General features: G+C 58.8%; 12 protein-coding genes and 1 pseudogene. 9 read left to right on the forward strand and 4 right to left on the reverse strand.

The window, feature by feature from the left end; genetic code table 11:
- Positions 1-16 precede the first annotated feature (16 nt).
- Together RYC17_RS11345 and RYC17_RS11350 are read right to left on the reverse strand one after the other, a co-directional pair.
- Positions 17-2,641, reverse strand: a complete 2,625-nt coding sequence (locus RYC17_RS11345; RefSeq protein ID WP_227447877.1) for an ATP-binding protein — start codon at positions 2,639-2,641, stop codon at positions 17-19.
- Positions 2,642-2,909: 268 nt separating this feature from the next.
- Entirely contained in the window at positions 2,910-3,338 is a 429-nt protein-coding gene (locus RYC17_RS11350) for a MarR family winged helix-turn-helix transcriptional regulator (protein ID WP_005735168.1), read from the reverse strand.
- A gap of 97 nt (positions 3,339-3,435) precedes the next feature.
- On the opposite strand from RYC17_RS11350, the gene surE reads away from it, so the two are divergent.
- On the forward strand, positions 3,436-4,212 hold the full coding sequence (gene surE, locus RYC17_RS11355) for a 5'/3'-nucleotidase SurE (protein WP_058399786.1): 777 nt from the start codon (positions 3,436-3,438) through the stop codon (positions 4,210-4,212).
- Between the two features lie 209 nt (positions 4,213-4,421).
- Here the strand turns inward: surE and RYC17_RS11360 are convergent.
- A pseudogene (locus RYC17_RS11360) lies at positions 4,422-4,661 on the reverse strand (SDR family NAD(P)-dependent oxidoreductase); the annotation flags it as partial.
- 107 nt (positions 4,662-4,768) lie between these two features.
- Positions 4,769-5,686 carry a LysR substrate-binding domain-containing protein gene (locus tag RYC17_RS11365; protein ID WP_005735171.1) on the reverse strand — a complete coding sequence of 306 codons (918 nt, stop codon included), beginning with the start codon at positions 5,684-5,686 and terminating at the stop codon, positions 4,769-4,771.
- Between the two features lie 188 nt (positions 5,687-5,874).
- Between RYC17_RS11365 and RYC17_RS11370 the strand changes: the two genes are divergently transcribed.
- The 8 genes from RYC17_RS11370 (at position 5,875) to RYC17_RS11405 (ending at position 13,343) form a co-directional block, all read left to right on the forward strand.
- A complete protein-coding gene (locus tag RYC17_RS11370) occupies positions 5,875-6,624 on the forward strand; it encodes an SDR family NAD(P)-dependent oxidoreductase (RefSeq protein WP_058399568.1) in 750 nt (249 codons plus the stop codon).
- 100 nt (positions 6,625-6,724) lie between these two features.
- Positions 6,725-8,026: an MFS transporter gene (locus RYC17_RS11375; RefSeq protein ID WP_316903089.1), complete on the forward strand. Its 1,302-nt coding sequence runs from the start codon at positions 6,725-6,727 to the stop codon at positions 8,024-8,026.
- Between the two features lie 18 nt (positions 8,027-8,044).
- A complete protein-coding gene (locus RYC17_RS11380; protein WP_316887654.1) occupies positions 8,045-8,893 on the forward strand; it encodes a transketolase in 849 nt (282 codons plus the stop codon).
- Positions 8,890-9,909, forward strand: coding sequence for a transketolase family protein (locus RYC17_RS11385; RefSeq protein WP_316903091.1), 1,020 nt, complete (start codon positions 8,890-8,892; stop codon positions 9,907-9,909). The genes RYC17_RS11380 and RYC17_RS11385 overlap by 4 nt, the downstream gene beginning before the upstream one ends.
- Before the next feature lie 58 nt (positions 9,910-9,967).
- Entirely contained in the window at positions 9,968-10,921 is a 954-nt protein-coding gene (locus tag RYC17_RS11390) for an alpha/beta hydrolase (RefSeq protein WP_058407450.1), read from the forward strand.
- A 41-nt stretch (positions 10,922-10,962) separates the two neighbouring features.
- Positions 10,963-11,250: a YceK/YidQ family lipoprotein gene (locus tag RYC17_RS11395; protein WP_058399565.1), complete on the forward strand. Its 288-nt coding sequence runs from the start codon at positions 10,963-10,965 to the stop codon at positions 11,248-11,250.
- 123 nt (positions 11,251-11,373) lie between these two features.
- Positions 11,374-13,119 (forward strand): OPT family oligopeptide transporter, encoded by a 1,746-nt coding sequence (locus tag RYC17_RS11400; protein ID WP_316903093.1) that lies wholly within the window; start codon positions 11,374-11,376, stop codon positions 13,117-13,119.
- 62 nt (positions 13,120-13,181) lie between these two features.
- Entirely contained in the window at positions 13,182-13,343 is a 162-nt protein-coding gene (locus tag RYC17_RS11405; RefSeq protein WP_316903095.1) for a DUF2986 domain-containing protein, read from the forward strand.
- Positions 13,344-13,606 lie beyond the last annotated feature (263 nt).

Here is a 13,606-nt window from a genome sequence, read left to right on the forward strand (position 1 = left end):
CATACTCTGGCGAAGGTCAGGGTGCCAAGCCATAAGCTTCTGGCGCGGGGCCGCCGCCCTTGCCGTGAAGCGGGGCAAGGCATGCTGCAAGTTCGCTTTTGCGAAACGGCTTTGTGAGCCGCGGAAGATCCGGATCAAGGCCCTCACGTTCGGCATATCCGGAGACCAGCAGGATCGCGGTTCCAGGCCTTGAGGAGCGGACCACTCGGGCCAGATCGGTCCCGTTGATACCCGGCATGAGGTGGTCAGTGATCAGCAGATCAAATGCCTGCCCGTTGGCTATCAGTTGCATGGCCTCTTCACCTGACCCGGCCTCGATCACGCGGTAACCCAGCTCGGCCAGCATGTAACAGGTGCTTGCCCGTACCAGTTCCTCATCGTCGACCAGCAGCGCGATCCCGCGCGTCAATTGCGGCTCTGACGCCTCGACAATGTGCAAAGCCGCTGCTGGCACGGTCATGCTGCGCGGCAACCACAGCTCCACTTTCGTCCCGGAACCTGGCGAACTCTGAATCGTGAGAGCACCGTTTAATTGTGATGCCAGCCCATGCACCATCGAAAGACCCAGACCAGTCCCTTTGCCGACACCCTTTGTGGAGAAGAATGGCTCCACCGCTCGGCCAAGCGTGGCAGCGTCCATGCCAGTGCCCGTGTCTGCGACAGTTAAACAGAGGTATTCGCCTTTCGGCAGCTTCGAACGATGCCCATCGCCCACCAGCACCGTGCCGGCAGATATGCACAGGGTGCCGCCTGCGGTCATCGCGTCACGCGCGTTCACGGAGAGATTGAGAACAGCCATCTCCAGCTGGTTTTGATCGGCAATGGCAGCAGGCAGATTCTCTGGAGCATCGACGACCACCTTGATTTTCGGCCCGGCCGTTCTGGCCACCAGATCACCCATATCGCTCAGCAATTTGGCCACATCGACCGGAACCGTCTGCAACGGCTGACGGCGCGCGAAGGCAAGCAGTCTCTGTACCAGCGTCTTGGCACGCTCCGCCGACTGCATCGCGCCCGAGATGAGACGTTGCTCTCGATCGCCACCCACGCCACGTCGCAGGAGCAGATCGAGCGTGCCCACAATGGGCGTGAGCAGGTTATTGAAGTCATGCGCAACGCCGCCGGTAAGCTGCCCCATCGCTTCCATCTTCTGGCTCTGGCGCAGCGTCTGCTGGACCTCCTCGCGCTCGGCGATGGCCTGGACAATTCGCCTTTCAAGGGTGTCGTTAAGCTCTCTCAGCTCCTCCTCGGCAGCCTTGCGAGCAGTGATTTCGATTGCGGTGCCGGTGACGCGCAAACAGACACCGGCTGCATTGAACACCCCGCGCCCCTTGGCCGTGATCCAGCGAACGACGCCGTCCTCTCGGCCAATCGTGCGATAGTCGACCTCGTAGAGCGCGCGACGCTCTGGGTCTGCGGCCGCCAGGAAGGCGTCGATCGTCGCATCACGATCCTCGGGGTGCAAACCATCATAGAAATCTTGCAACGTGACCGTCACGTTAGCCGAGATGCCGAACATCGCCTTGGTTTGTAAAGGCCAAACCAGCGTGTCATGCACCAAATCCACGTCCCAAAAACCCACATCGGCGTGGTCAACGGCCAGGCGCAACCTCGACTCGCTGATACGGATCGCGGAATCCGTTCGTGCACGGTGAACAATCAGTCCGACCGTATGAGCCACGAAGTCGATGATCTCAACATCCTCTGGCAACGGCTCACGCAGCTCACGGTGGTACAGGACGAAAGCACCGAGCAGTGCGCCCTGCGCCGAACGGATAGGGACTGACCAGCAGACGAACAGCCCATGTCCGACGGCCAGATCGCGGAACTCGCTCCAGCGTGGGTCGATCATGATGTCGGCCACTGCCATTAATGCGCTCTGGTAGCCCAGGAACGGGGCGACAGCAATAGCTTTGAGAGCGTCAGTGTAAGCGTCAGGCAGACTCGGGCCGGCACAATGCTCCACGTGATCCATGTCCTCATCCAGGAGCACGATGCTCCCCACGAATCCCGACGTTGACAGCGCTTCCACTTCGCGGACGATTGCGTCCAGAGTAACGTTCAGGGTTGTCACTTCTACAGCCAGTTCAAGGATTCGATTCTGAGTGGCCCTTAGTGCCGCCCCGCGATTGCGTGCCTGGGTCAGGCGCGCATTCTCGATTGCGATGGTTGCCAGTCGCGCTAGACTTTCCAACAGTTTGATCGTATCGGGATCATGATCGCGAACATCGGACCAGTAAGCGCCAAGAGCCGAGAACGGAACAGGTCTACCGACGGGCACCATCACGAGGCTTCGGACAAAGGTCGGCGCGTAAGCGTCCTGCGAGATGCGTGGATCGAGCCAAACATCACTGATCGCAACCGTCTCACCATGGCGCATCGTCCAACCAGATACACAATGGCTAATCGGGAAGCTCTGTCCTTGCCAAAGGGGAGAAACCGCATCTTCGGCTACATAAGAACAGCGGCCTTCATTTTCAATGACGACCGCAATGCCCTCCGCGCCTACCGCAGCGCGCGCCGTGTCCCTCAATACAGCGACGACCTCCTCAACCGAGGCCGCACTGGTCAGCCTCTCGCTGGCACTCAGCACATGCGACAGGCGGTCATCACCAATCAGATCCTTGGGAACATTAAGCAAACGGGTCTCCCAACGGTCGCAGAATACTGTTCCGCGGCATGGTTCAAATTGAAGGAGGAAAAGAGATACTGAAGCGCCACTCTCTTTTCGTATTTGTCGAATTTCAGTCTCTCAGAAAATCTTGTCAAGCATCACCATAGCGATGGTTTACGACCGGCAACACTTGGCCGATTTCTGTTTTTCGTGAGCAGCGTATTCGGGTCGAGAGTCGGCTGGCGCGAGAGGCGAATCTCGACCCATAGCTGCCTGCTGTCGGGGCTTATTTTTGCTAATCGCTTAATTTCTTATAACCGGCCAGCTTCTCCATCAGCGCTCCAGCAACTTCCAGTTGTTTGAGTTCTTTATCCGAAAGGTACGCTTCCACCGCGTTGCCCAGCCATTCATCGCGTCGATCTCGGCTTGTCTGTAATACCAGCCTGCCTTTTTCGGACAACCCTATCCATGTGCGGCGTAGATCACTGGTGTCGTGAGTGCGCGTAATCAGCTCACGAGCTTGCAGGTCGCGCAGCAGAGAGGCCACGTTCGACGACCGCATGTTTTCGGCCTCTGCAATTTTCGAAGGCGTCGCCGTCCCGTCCATTTGGTCAATTGCACTCAAGACCAACATTTGCGACCAGGTTTCAGGGTGATTTTGTGCTTCCTGACGCAGACGTTTGCTTAGTCGAGTCACCTGTTCACGAAACAACGAAATATCCATCAAGGTATACCTATAATAAAATAGCTATGTAATCATAGCTAAAACAGCCTACGGCAGTATTCTCAGATTCGGCCGGAAAATCATGACGGGAATTAAGATGCCTAATGACCACCCGAGATTCGAGCGGATTCTTCTCACCAATGATGACGGTATTGATGCTCCGGGGCTTAAGGTTTTGGAACGCATTGCGTCTCAAATAGCACGGGAGGTTTGGGTTGTAGCTCCGTTACTGGATCAAAGCGGCACTTCTCACTCGCTGAGTCTTCACACTCCATTGCGGATGAGCTTTCATGGCCCCAGACGCTTTGCAGTCACCGGGACACCGGGGGATTGTGTGGCAATGGCGTTAGGGCACCTGCTCAATCACGACAGGCCTGATCTGATTTTGTCAGGAATAAATAGAGGCGCGAATTTGGGAGTCGAAACAGTTTTCTCGGGCACGGTTGGGGCCGCCATGACGGGGTTGCTGTATGGGGTTCCATCTATCGCGTTGAGCCAGTCGTTTACCGACAGGAGTGCTGTACCTTGGGAAAACGCGCTCAATCATGCGCCACAAGTCATCGCCCAGCTCATGGGTATGGACTGGCCGAAAGACGTTTGCTTGAACATCAATTTCCCCTGCTGCCCCTTGGCCGCCGTGCTTCCATTGAAACTGACACGCCAAGGATCTGGACGTTTGAGCGGTGTATCCGTACGCACAGAGAATGATCCTCGCGGCCTTCAATATCACTGGTTGAGCCTGGACAGGCACACACAAGCTGATACAGCAGGTACTGAAACGGCCGAGCTTCTTGCTGGGCATATTACCGTAACCCCCCTGCAATTTGAGCGTACCTGTGACAAGGCATTAGTATTGCCGGGGCCACAGAATTGAGACTTGCTCGTGGATTAGCACGGCCAGGTTTCTACTTCTTGCGAGCATAGTGGGGGCACGGTTAGAGAATAACCATCTGCCGTCTCGACCGCTTGAACAGCAAGCCGGAAGCAGCCTCTGAGTAAGCATCTGTTTCCGGCCGATTACGGCTTTTCGCGACCTCCAGCTTTCGGCCAAAACCGTCTTTGGCAGGCGTGATCTGAATGTCCTTGGCCTTGATTTGAAATCTGCGCGGCCAGTCGTTGCCAATCCTCTTCACGCCGCACATCCAGACGCAGAAAACAGGCGCGACTACCCAATGAGCTTGCAACCGCATTACCAAGGTCGTCGTTAATATCCGTGACATAAACGAAGCAGCCTTGTTGCACAAAGAGTTTTGCAATGGCGGCACCGATGCCTTGAGCCGCGCCGGTAACGACCGCTGTTCTGGAAACCAGTTTATTTTCCATAAATGATGACATCTCCATGGTGAGGCGTATTCAGACATCATGAGAATGAGCCCATGCCCTATGCCACGCTCACACCTGGCAAAGAGGCTAACCATAAGCGGGGCGGCTCAAAACACAAACCCCTGCCCTAACTCATGCTCCATCCATTCAAGAAATCTTCTGACTCTGGGGAAGCCGGAATGGGCCTTGGGAAAGACCAGATGATGCGCTGCAACCGGTGCAGTCAATTCTTGAGGCGCAACTTCGATCAGTTCGCCAGTGCCCAGATACTTTTGCGCCAGCAAGGTGCTTTCCAGCGCAAAACCCAAGCCGTGACTGGCGGCTTCCAGCGTCATGTACGAGCGGTCGAAACTCAGCGCATAAGGCTTTTCCGGGCGAGCCAGACCATGCCGGGCAAACCATTCAGGCCATTTGAGCAACGTGGCTTCGGAGAGAATCAATTCGCGGTCGAGCAAGTCCGCTGCGCTATGCACCGGGCGACGCGCCAGCAGTTGCGGAGACGCCAGCACAGCGAATTTCTCGTCACGCAGGGTGCGCACTTCGTAGCTCGGCCAGTTTGGTCTGCCATGACGGATATCGACATCGATCTTGTCCCGGCTGAAATGCAGCGACTCATAAGAGCACGACAGGTTGATCTGGATATCCGGGTGGCTTACCCGAAACGCCTCCAGCCTTGGCATCAGCCAGAGCAGCCCGAAACTGGGCGCGGAATGCAGGCGCAAGCAATCGAGACTGACATCGCTTGCCGCACGTTCGGTCGCGACGGCAAGGCTGTGCAACACCCCCGAGACATCTTTCAGATACTGCTCGCCGACCGGCGTGAGCGTGACACCACGCGCGGCCCGGACGAACAATTGCCGTCCGATCAAAGCCTCCAGTCTGGCCAGTTGGTGACTGACTGCCGAGGGTGTCAGGTCCAGGACCTCGGCTGCTCTGGCCAGATTGCCGAAGCGGGCAGTCTGTTCAAAGGCCTGAAGCGCTTTCAGCGGTGGCAGGCTCAGAGGTGCATCGTCATCAGGCTGCATGAACACTCCGATGTGTCCGATTATTCGAGTTTCATGCATTCAACCACTGGTATAGCGGATTGACGAGAGGTGAATTTTTTTCAGCATCCAGTGATTTTTGCGGCATTGCTCAGGACCCGCACCGGGAACACTCTGAAGTCATCGATCACCCGAATCGAATCCAACAACAATAATCAGAGGTAACCCTTATGCTTCTTCAAGGCAAAATCGCAGTCATCACCGGCGCAGCGTCGGAGCGCGGTATTGGTCGCGCAACTGCGGTCACGTTCGCCAGCCATGGCGCACGCGTGGTCATTATCGATCTGGATGAGTCCGCTGCACGCGATGCCGCTGCCGCACTGGGTGAAGGTCATCTGGGTCTGGCGGCCAACGTCGCCGATGAAAAACAGGTTCACGAAGCCGTCAGCAAAATCATCGCGCACTACGGTCGCATTGACATTCTGGTGAATAACGCGGGTATCACACAGCCCATCAAGACCCTGGACATCCGCCCTGGCGATTACGACAAGGTGCTCGACGTCAGCCTGCGCGGCACTCTGCTCATGTCGCAAGCGGTGATCCCGACCATGCGCGCCCAATCCTCGGGCAGTATCGTCTGCATGTCGTCGGTTTCCGCCCAGCGCGGCGGAGGCATTTTTGGTGGCCCTCACTACAGCGCGGCGAAAGCCGGCGTGCTGGGACTGGGCAAGGCGATGGCACGTGAATTCGGGCCTGATCAGGTGCGTGTCAATTCCATCGCCCCCGGCCTGATTCATACCGATATCACCGGCGGTCTGATGCAGGATGAGCGACGCCACGCGATCATCGACGGCATTCCCTTGGGCCGCCTGGGCGCAGCGCAGGACGTGGCCAATGCCGCGCTGTTTCTGGCCAGCGACCTGTCGTCCTATCTCACCGGTATCACGCTGGATGTGAACGGCGGCATGCTGATTCACTGACCGCGTGTGGACGGGCTGGCAAACAGCCTGTGTTTGTTCTGGATCGACGATACGCCAGGCGGTTGCCTGGCGGTCTATAAAAACAAGAGATCAGACCATCATGATAACCACCATGACCCTCGACGCGGTGTCGACCACGCGCGCCAATGCCTACCGCAAGACCGCCTGGCGACTGATGCCGTTCCTGATGCTGTGCTACCTGTGCGCTTATCTCGATCGGGTCAATGTCGGCTTCGCCAAGCTGCAGATGATGAACGACCTGGCCTTCAGCGAGACTGTCTACGGCCTCGGTGCAGGCATGTTTTTCATCGGCTATTTCCTCTGCGAAGTACCCAGCAACCTGATCCTGCACCGGGTCGGTGCCAGACGCTGGATCGCCCGCATCATGATCTCCTGGGGCATCATTTCCGCCCTCTTCGCCTTTGTCGAAACCGCCTGGCAGTTCTATACCCTGCGCTTTCTGCTCGGCGTGGCGGAAGCCGGTCTGGCACCGGGCCTGCTGCTGTACCTGACGTACTGGTTCCCCTCTTATCGCCGCGCGCGCATGACCGTGCTGTGGTTCATCGCCATCCCGCTGTCCGGCATGATCGGCGGCCCGCTGTCGGGCTACATCATGACCCGCTTCGCAGGCGTTCATGGCTGGGCTGGCTGGCAATGGATGTTCGTCCTTGAAGCGATCCCGACGGTGATCGTCGGCTTGCTGGTACTGAGCTATCTGAAGGATGGCGTGCATCAGGCGACATGGCTGTCCGCTGAAGAAAAGGAATTGGTCAACAAGGAGCTGCAAGAGGACAACAGCCAGAAAGTGGTACACGCGTCGGTAGGCGCCTTCATTCGCGACAAGCGTCTGTGGCTGCTGGCATGCATCTACTTCTGCGTGGTGATGGGCCAGTACGCGATCACCTTCTGGCTGCCGACGCTGATTCGCAATGCAGGCGTTTCCGATCCGCTGCATATCGGCCTGATGACCAGCCTTCCCTACCTGTGCGCAATCGTCGTGATGCTGCTGATGGGGCGCAGCGGCGACAAACATCGAGAACGTCGCTGGCACCTGGTCGGGCCGATGATCGCAGGCGCACTCGGGCTGAGCCTGGCAGCGCTGTTTGGCGGCAATCTGCTGCTGTCGGTGCTCAGCCTGTGCCTCGCCGCAGCGGGCATTCTCTCGGCATCGTCGCTGTTCTGGATGCTGCCTACCACCCTGCTGGGCGGGGTATCGGCGGCCGCCGGGATCGCCGGAATCAACAGTTTCGCCAATCTCGCGGGCTTCTGTTCGCCCTACCTGATCGGCTGGATCACCACCACGACCGGCTCAAGCGCCATTGGCATGTACCTGATTACCGGCGTGCTGTTCATCGGCGCCTATCTGGTGCTGCGCATCCCTGCCGCCTCGGTCAATCGTTGAGTCAACGGAGTAATCACCATGACAGCCACTACTTTACCTGCGCCTTCCACTTCGCTGGCGCAGCGTGCTCATAACATTCGCCGGCACGCATTACGTATGGGCCAGGTTCAGGGCCAGGGTTATGTCGGACAGGCGCTGGGCGCTGCGGACCTGCTCGCCGTGTCCTATTTTCACGCGCTGAACTATCGGCCTGAAGACCCTGAATGGGAACAGCGTGACCGCTTTTATCTGTCGATCGGCCACTACGCCATTGCGCTGTACGCGGCATTGATAGAGGCGGAAATCGTCCCGCTCGATGAACTGGAAACCTACGGCTCGGATGACAGCCGTCTGCCCATGTCCGGTATGGCGACTTACACCCCCGGAATGGAAATAACCGGCGGTTCGCTGGGTCATGGTCTGGGCATTGCGGTAGGTGCCTGCCTGGGCTTGAAGCGCAAGGCATCAAGATCTTTCGTTTACAACCTGCTGTCGGACGGCGAGCTGAACGAGGGCTCCACCTGGGAAGCGGCCATGTCGGCCTCACACTGGAAGCTGGACAACCTGATCGCGATCATCGATGTGAACAACCAGCAGGCCGATGGCCACTCCAGTGAAGTGCTGGCTTTCGAACCCATCGTGGATCGCTGGCAGGCGTTTGGCTGGTTTACCCAGCGCGTCGACGGCAACGACTTGAACGCACTGGTTGCAGCCTTCGACGCGGCCCGCCAACACGTCGGCGCTCAGCCCAGGGTCATCATCTGCGACACGAAAATGGGCAAGGGCGTGGCGTTTCTGGAAACCCGTGAAAAGACCCACTTCATCCGCGTGGATGAGCATGAATGGGACGTCGCACTGAATAACCTCGACGAGGGGAAAATCGTATGAGCTCTGCCAATCACACACTGTCTCCGTCCGTTGCCACGAAGAAAAAACTGACCACCTCGGCGATGATCGCGTCTATCGCGTCCGAGGGTCAGGCCACTCGCCCGGCTCCGTTCGGCCATGCATTGGCGGCGCTCGCGGAGCAACGTCAGGATATCGTCGGGCTGTCGGCTGACCTGTCGAAATACACCGACCTGCACATCTTCGCCAAAGCGCACCCTGAACGTTTCTACCAAATGGGCATGGCCGAGCAATTGCTGATGAGCGCGGCTGCGGGCATGGCTCGGGAAGGCTTCGTACCGTTTGCGACCACTTATGCGGTGTTCGCCTCGCGTCGCGCTTACGACTTCATCTGCATGGCGATTGCCGAGGACAACCTCAACGTCAAAATCGTCTGCGGCCTGCCGGGCCTGACCACTGGCTACGGCCCCAGCCATCAGGCCACCGATGACCTGGCGATCTTTCGCGCCATGCCCAACCTGATGATCGTCGACCCCTGCGACGCGCTGGAAATCGAGCAGGCCGTACCGGCGATCGCAGCGCATCAAGGCCCGGTTTACATGCGATTGCTGCGCGGCAACGTGCCGTTGGTACTGGATGAATACGGTTACACATTCGAGATTGGCAAAGCCAAGACCCTGCGCACCGGCAACGACGTGCTGATCATCTCCACCGGCCTGATGACCATGCGAGCCCTGGAAGCGGCCAAGGCACTCCAGGCCGACGGTGTCGATGTTGCGGTGCTGCACGTGCCGACCATCAAGCCGCTGGACGAGCAGACCATTCTGGCGGAAGCCAGAAAACCAGGCCGTCTGGTGGTGACCGCCGAAAACCACTCGATTATCGGCGGGCTGGGCGAAGCAGTGGCGACTGTGTTGCTGCGCAATGGCGTTACACCGACCTTCAGGCAGATCGCCCTGCCGGACGCTTTTCTCGACGCTGGAGCGCTGCCTACACTGCATGATCGTTATGGCATTTCCACGCCGGCAGTCTGCACGCAGATCAAAGCCTGGCTGTAGGCACTGAAGGTGCACAGGGGCACTTTCCTGTGCACCTCCTGCGCATCGGGGGCAACCGTTGAACGCAAATGAATTGCTGGACCCGGCCTATCACTCGTTCATGGATGAGCCTGCGGGTAGCTGGACACATCAGACCCTGCCCGGGATCAGGGCTCGTGTCGGTGCCGCCTGGACGGCAGCCACTGCGGCCCGTAGCGAGCAGCACTGGACCACAGGCGTTTCGGACGTCGGCATCAGGTTATGCCTTTACCGGCCCGGCCCGCCGCTCGAACACCCCAAACTCCCCGTCATCCTGTATATCCACGGTGGCGGCTTTGTTCTGGGCAGCCCGGAGATGGCCAATGATTACCTCGCAGAGCTAGCCGTCGAGCTCAAGGCAATCATCGTCGCTGTCGATTATCGGCTCGCCCCCGAGCATCCATTCCCGATCCCGCTGGAAGACTGTTACGCAGCGCTGGAGTGGATATTCAGCAATGGGCTGACGCAAGGCATGGACACCCGCAACCTGGTGATCATGGGCCACAGCGCAGGCGGCGGGCTTGCTGCCGCGCTCGCTCTGCTGGCAAGAAACAAAGGGCTGCGGACACTCGCCGGTCTGGTGCTGATCTACCCCATGCTCGATCACCGCACTGGCGCGCCTGACGCGCTGCCAGCCAACCCGACTACCGGCACTTTCAGCTGGTCGCGTCAGGCCAATCATTTTTGCTGGGAATGCCTGCGCGGTGCCTGCGCACTGGACGATGAGCGCAAAGCACTGTTCTCCCCCGCACTGGCCACCGACCTGAGCGATCTGCCGCCCACCTTCATCTGCGTTGGCGCACTGGACCTGTTTCTGGAAGAGGATCTGGCATTCGCACTGACCCTGTCGCGCTCGGGGGTGCCGGTGGAATTGCATGTCTACCCGGGTGTGCCGCATATGTTCGATCAGTTGCCAGGCGAGCAGACAGCGCAGGCTACGCAAGATATTGCCCGGGCCGTGCGCAGGATGATCGCCGCAGGGTTATGCGACTAGAATGACGCACACGTTGCATCAACTCTGAAACAAGGGAATGTATGTTCAAGCAATGCCTGTTACTGGCTGCAGCCATCTCACTGAGCGGCTGCTGGAGCCTGATGTATCACCTTGATGGTGAACGTTGCGTCTATCCCGGAACACGACACGGCTGGGCATGGGGTACCAAAGACGTGACATCAACCTGGCCCTGGCTGATAGACGTGCCGTTCTCTTTGGCGCTGGATACGCTGTTTTTGCCCTACGACCTCACCGCTTTCCTGCCAGAAAACCTTGGCGGTGATGATCGCGAGTGCCATTTCAATGATGGGCTGAATGTGCTTGGTTGAGAGGATCCCGCAGAGTCAGGATTCTACACAGTGACGAGGGGCTGGAAGCCCGTCATCTGAACCTTCGGCCACTATGACGCTCACTTTATAGGTTGCCTTGTCTCATTGCCGAAAGGAACTCGCATGCTTTCAACCTCGCCATCGATGCCTCTTGTCAGTCCTGTCGAGCGCGAGCTTAGTCTGCGCGCGGTCATTACCGGGGTCGTGCTCGGTATCCTGTTGACGCCTTCCAATGTCTACGCCGGGTTGAAGATTGGCTGGTCGTTCAATATGTCGATCATCGCCTTGTTGATCGGCTATGCGATATGGCAAGGGCTTTCAAAGCGTTCATCCGAGCATCTGCCGTGGACGCTGCATGAGAGCAACATCAATCAGACCGTGGCGTCGGCAGCTGCGTCGATCATTTCCGGTGGGTTGGTCGCGCCGATTCCGGCTTATACCTTGCTGACCGGTCAGCAACTGGATGCCGTCCCGATGATCGCCTGGGTGTTCTCGGTGAGTTTTCTGGGGATCTGGATTGCCTGGTACTTGCGGCCATCACTGCTCAACGACAAATCGCTGAAGTTTCCCGAAGGCATGGCCACTCTGGAAACCCTGCTACACATCTACAACCATGGGCGCGAAGCCGCAATACGCTTGAAGGTGCTGCTCAGCACTGCGTTGCTGTCTGCGCTGGCCAAGTGGGTCGACACATTCATATGGGCGTTCCCGCGCTGGTCGCCGAGCGCTCACCTGGAGCGTCTGACCTTTACCGCCGACCCTTCGCTGCTGTTGGTTGGGTTCGGCGCAATTATCGGCATTCGCGTCGGCATGACCCTGCTGCTCGGTGCTCTGCTGGCCTGGGGCGGTGTGGGGCCGTGGCTACTGAACCAGGGTCTGGTGACATTACCGGCCGACAGCAGCGGCCCGCAGTTCGCAGCACTGGTGGAATGGTTGCTATGGCCGGGTGTGAGCCTGATGGTCTGCTCGACCCTGGCTTCACTGGCGATCCGTTTGTGGGCATTGCACAAATCCACCAGAGCCAGTGGCGGGACGACCTGGTCAGTGCCCAAGGCCGGGCCTGCCGTCGGTTTTGCGCTGGCGATTTTGCTGGTGGTCAGCCTGCAGGCGCTGTTATTCGGTATCAATCTGTGGATGGCATTGCTGACCATTCCCCTGGCAATCTGTCTCGCAGCCGTGGCGGCTCGAGTAGTCGGTGCCACCGGCATTCCCCCTATCGGGGCAATCGGGCAGTTATCGCAACTGAGCTTCGGCATCGTTGCGCCCGGGCAGGTGCCGATCAACCTGATGAGCGCCAACACGGCCGGAGGTTCTGCCGGGCAATGCACGGACCTGATGAACGACTTCAAGGTCGGCCGGGCGATTGGCGCCACGCCGCGTAAACAGCTGATCGCCCAGACACTGGGGATTTTCGTCGGCAGTATCGTCGGGGTCCTGGCTTATATGGCGCTGATCCCGGACCCGCAATCGATGCTGCTCACCGAAGAATGGCCCGCCCCGGCAGTAGCCACCTGGAAAGCCGTCGCACAAACGCTGACCCACGGTCTGGATTCGCTGTCAGCGAGCATCCGCTGGGCGATTTTCATCGGCGGGCTGGTCGGGTTGTTGCTGGGCATCCTCGACAGCACGCTGTCTGCTCATCGCGCCCGGTACTTGCCCAGCGCCGCAGCACTGGGCCTGGCCTTTGTCCTGCCGGCCTCGGTGTCTCTGATGATGGCCCTTGGCGCAGTGCTCACCTGGCTGGTGAACTGTCGCTGGCCGTCCGTTACAGAACGCTTCGCCATTACCGCGGCGGCAGGCTTGATTGCCGGAGAGAGCATCACCGGTGTCGGTGCGTCGTTGTGGCAGATGGTTCAGAACGGCGGGTAGTCGCATGCATGGTGCGACAGGCAACTGCTATGATTCGCGCCTGTGCAAGCGAGTTGAAAAGCATGAATCGTCGCAAGAAAATCCAGCAGTTGCTGAAAGCCCACGCCAAAAAGGCCAGCGCCAAACTGGCCCCGCAGAGCAAGGCCAAATACATCAGCAAGGCCGACCGCTTGAAGCTGGCGGCCGAAGCGGATCAGGACTCGACCAGCCCGTCCCAAGGCTGACCCGCCACATGCGCGCCTTGACGACGCAGAGCGTCGAGAACTGCATTCCCACGCTGGAGTGCGGAACGATAATCTCAACTGTCGTGCGGCGCTCCGCGTCGTAAAGCCCAATGCTGGAGCGATCATCGCAATTATCGTGCGGCGCTCCGCGTCGCATGCCTTTCCGGACGCTCTGCGTCCTCTTGACGACGCAGAGCGTCGAGAACTGCATTCCCACGCTGGAGCGTGCGGAACGATGACCGCAACTATCGTGCGACACTCCG

The sequence above is a fragment of the Pseudomonas syringae group sp. J248-6 genome, assembly GCF_032586995.1.
GTDB classification, from domain to species: Bacteria; Pseudomonadota; Gammaproteobacteria; order Pseudomonadales; family Pseudomonadaceae; genus Aquipseudomonas; species Aquipseudomonas amygdali.

What these genes read in the sequence shown, in the direction of transcription:
- RYC17_RS11380 (WP_316887654.1), top strand. Translation starts at nt 8,045, where the DNA reads ATGACAGCCACTACTTTACCTGCGCCTTCCACTTCGCTGGCGCAGCGT.
- RYC17_RS11365 (WP_005735171.1), bottom strand. Translation starts at nt 5,686, where the DNA reads ATGCAGCCTGATGACGATGCACCTCTGAGCCTGCCACCGCTGAAAGCG.
- RYC17_RS11405 (WP_316903095.1), top strand. Translation starts at nt 13,182, where the DNA reads ATGAATCGTCGCAAGAAAATCCAGCAGTTGCTGAAAGCCCACGCCAAA.
- RYC17_RS11370 (WP_058399568.1), top strand. Translation starts at nt 5,875, where the DNA reads ATGCTTCTTCAAGGCAAAATCGCAGTCATCACCGGCGCAGCGTCGGAG.
- RYC17_RS11395 (WP_058399565.1), top strand. Translation starts at nt 10,963, where the DNA reads ATGTTCAAGCAATGCCTGTTACTGGCTGCAGCCATCTCACTGAGCGGC.
- RYC17_RS11385 (WP_316903091.1), top strand. Translation starts at nt 8,890, where the DNA reads ATGAGCTCTGCCAATCACACACTGTCTCCGTCCGTTGCCACGAAGAAA.
- RYC17_RS11375 (WP_316903089.1), top strand. Translation starts at nt 6,725, where the DNA reads ATGATAACCACCATGACCCTCGACGCGGTGTCGACCACGCGCGCCAAT.
- surE (WP_058399786.1), top strand. Translation starts at nt 3,436, where the DNA reads ATGCCTAATGACCACCCGAGATTCGAGCGGATTCTTCTCACCAATGAT.
- RYC17_RS11400 (WP_316903093.1), top strand. Translation starts at nt 11,374, where the DNA reads ATGCTTTCAACCTCGCCATCGATGCCTCTTGTCAGTCCTGTCGAGCGC.
- RYC17_RS11350 (WP_005735168.1), bottom strand. Translation starts at nt 3,338, where the DNA reads ATGGATATTTCGTTGTTTCGTGAACAGGTGACTCGACTAAGCAAACGT.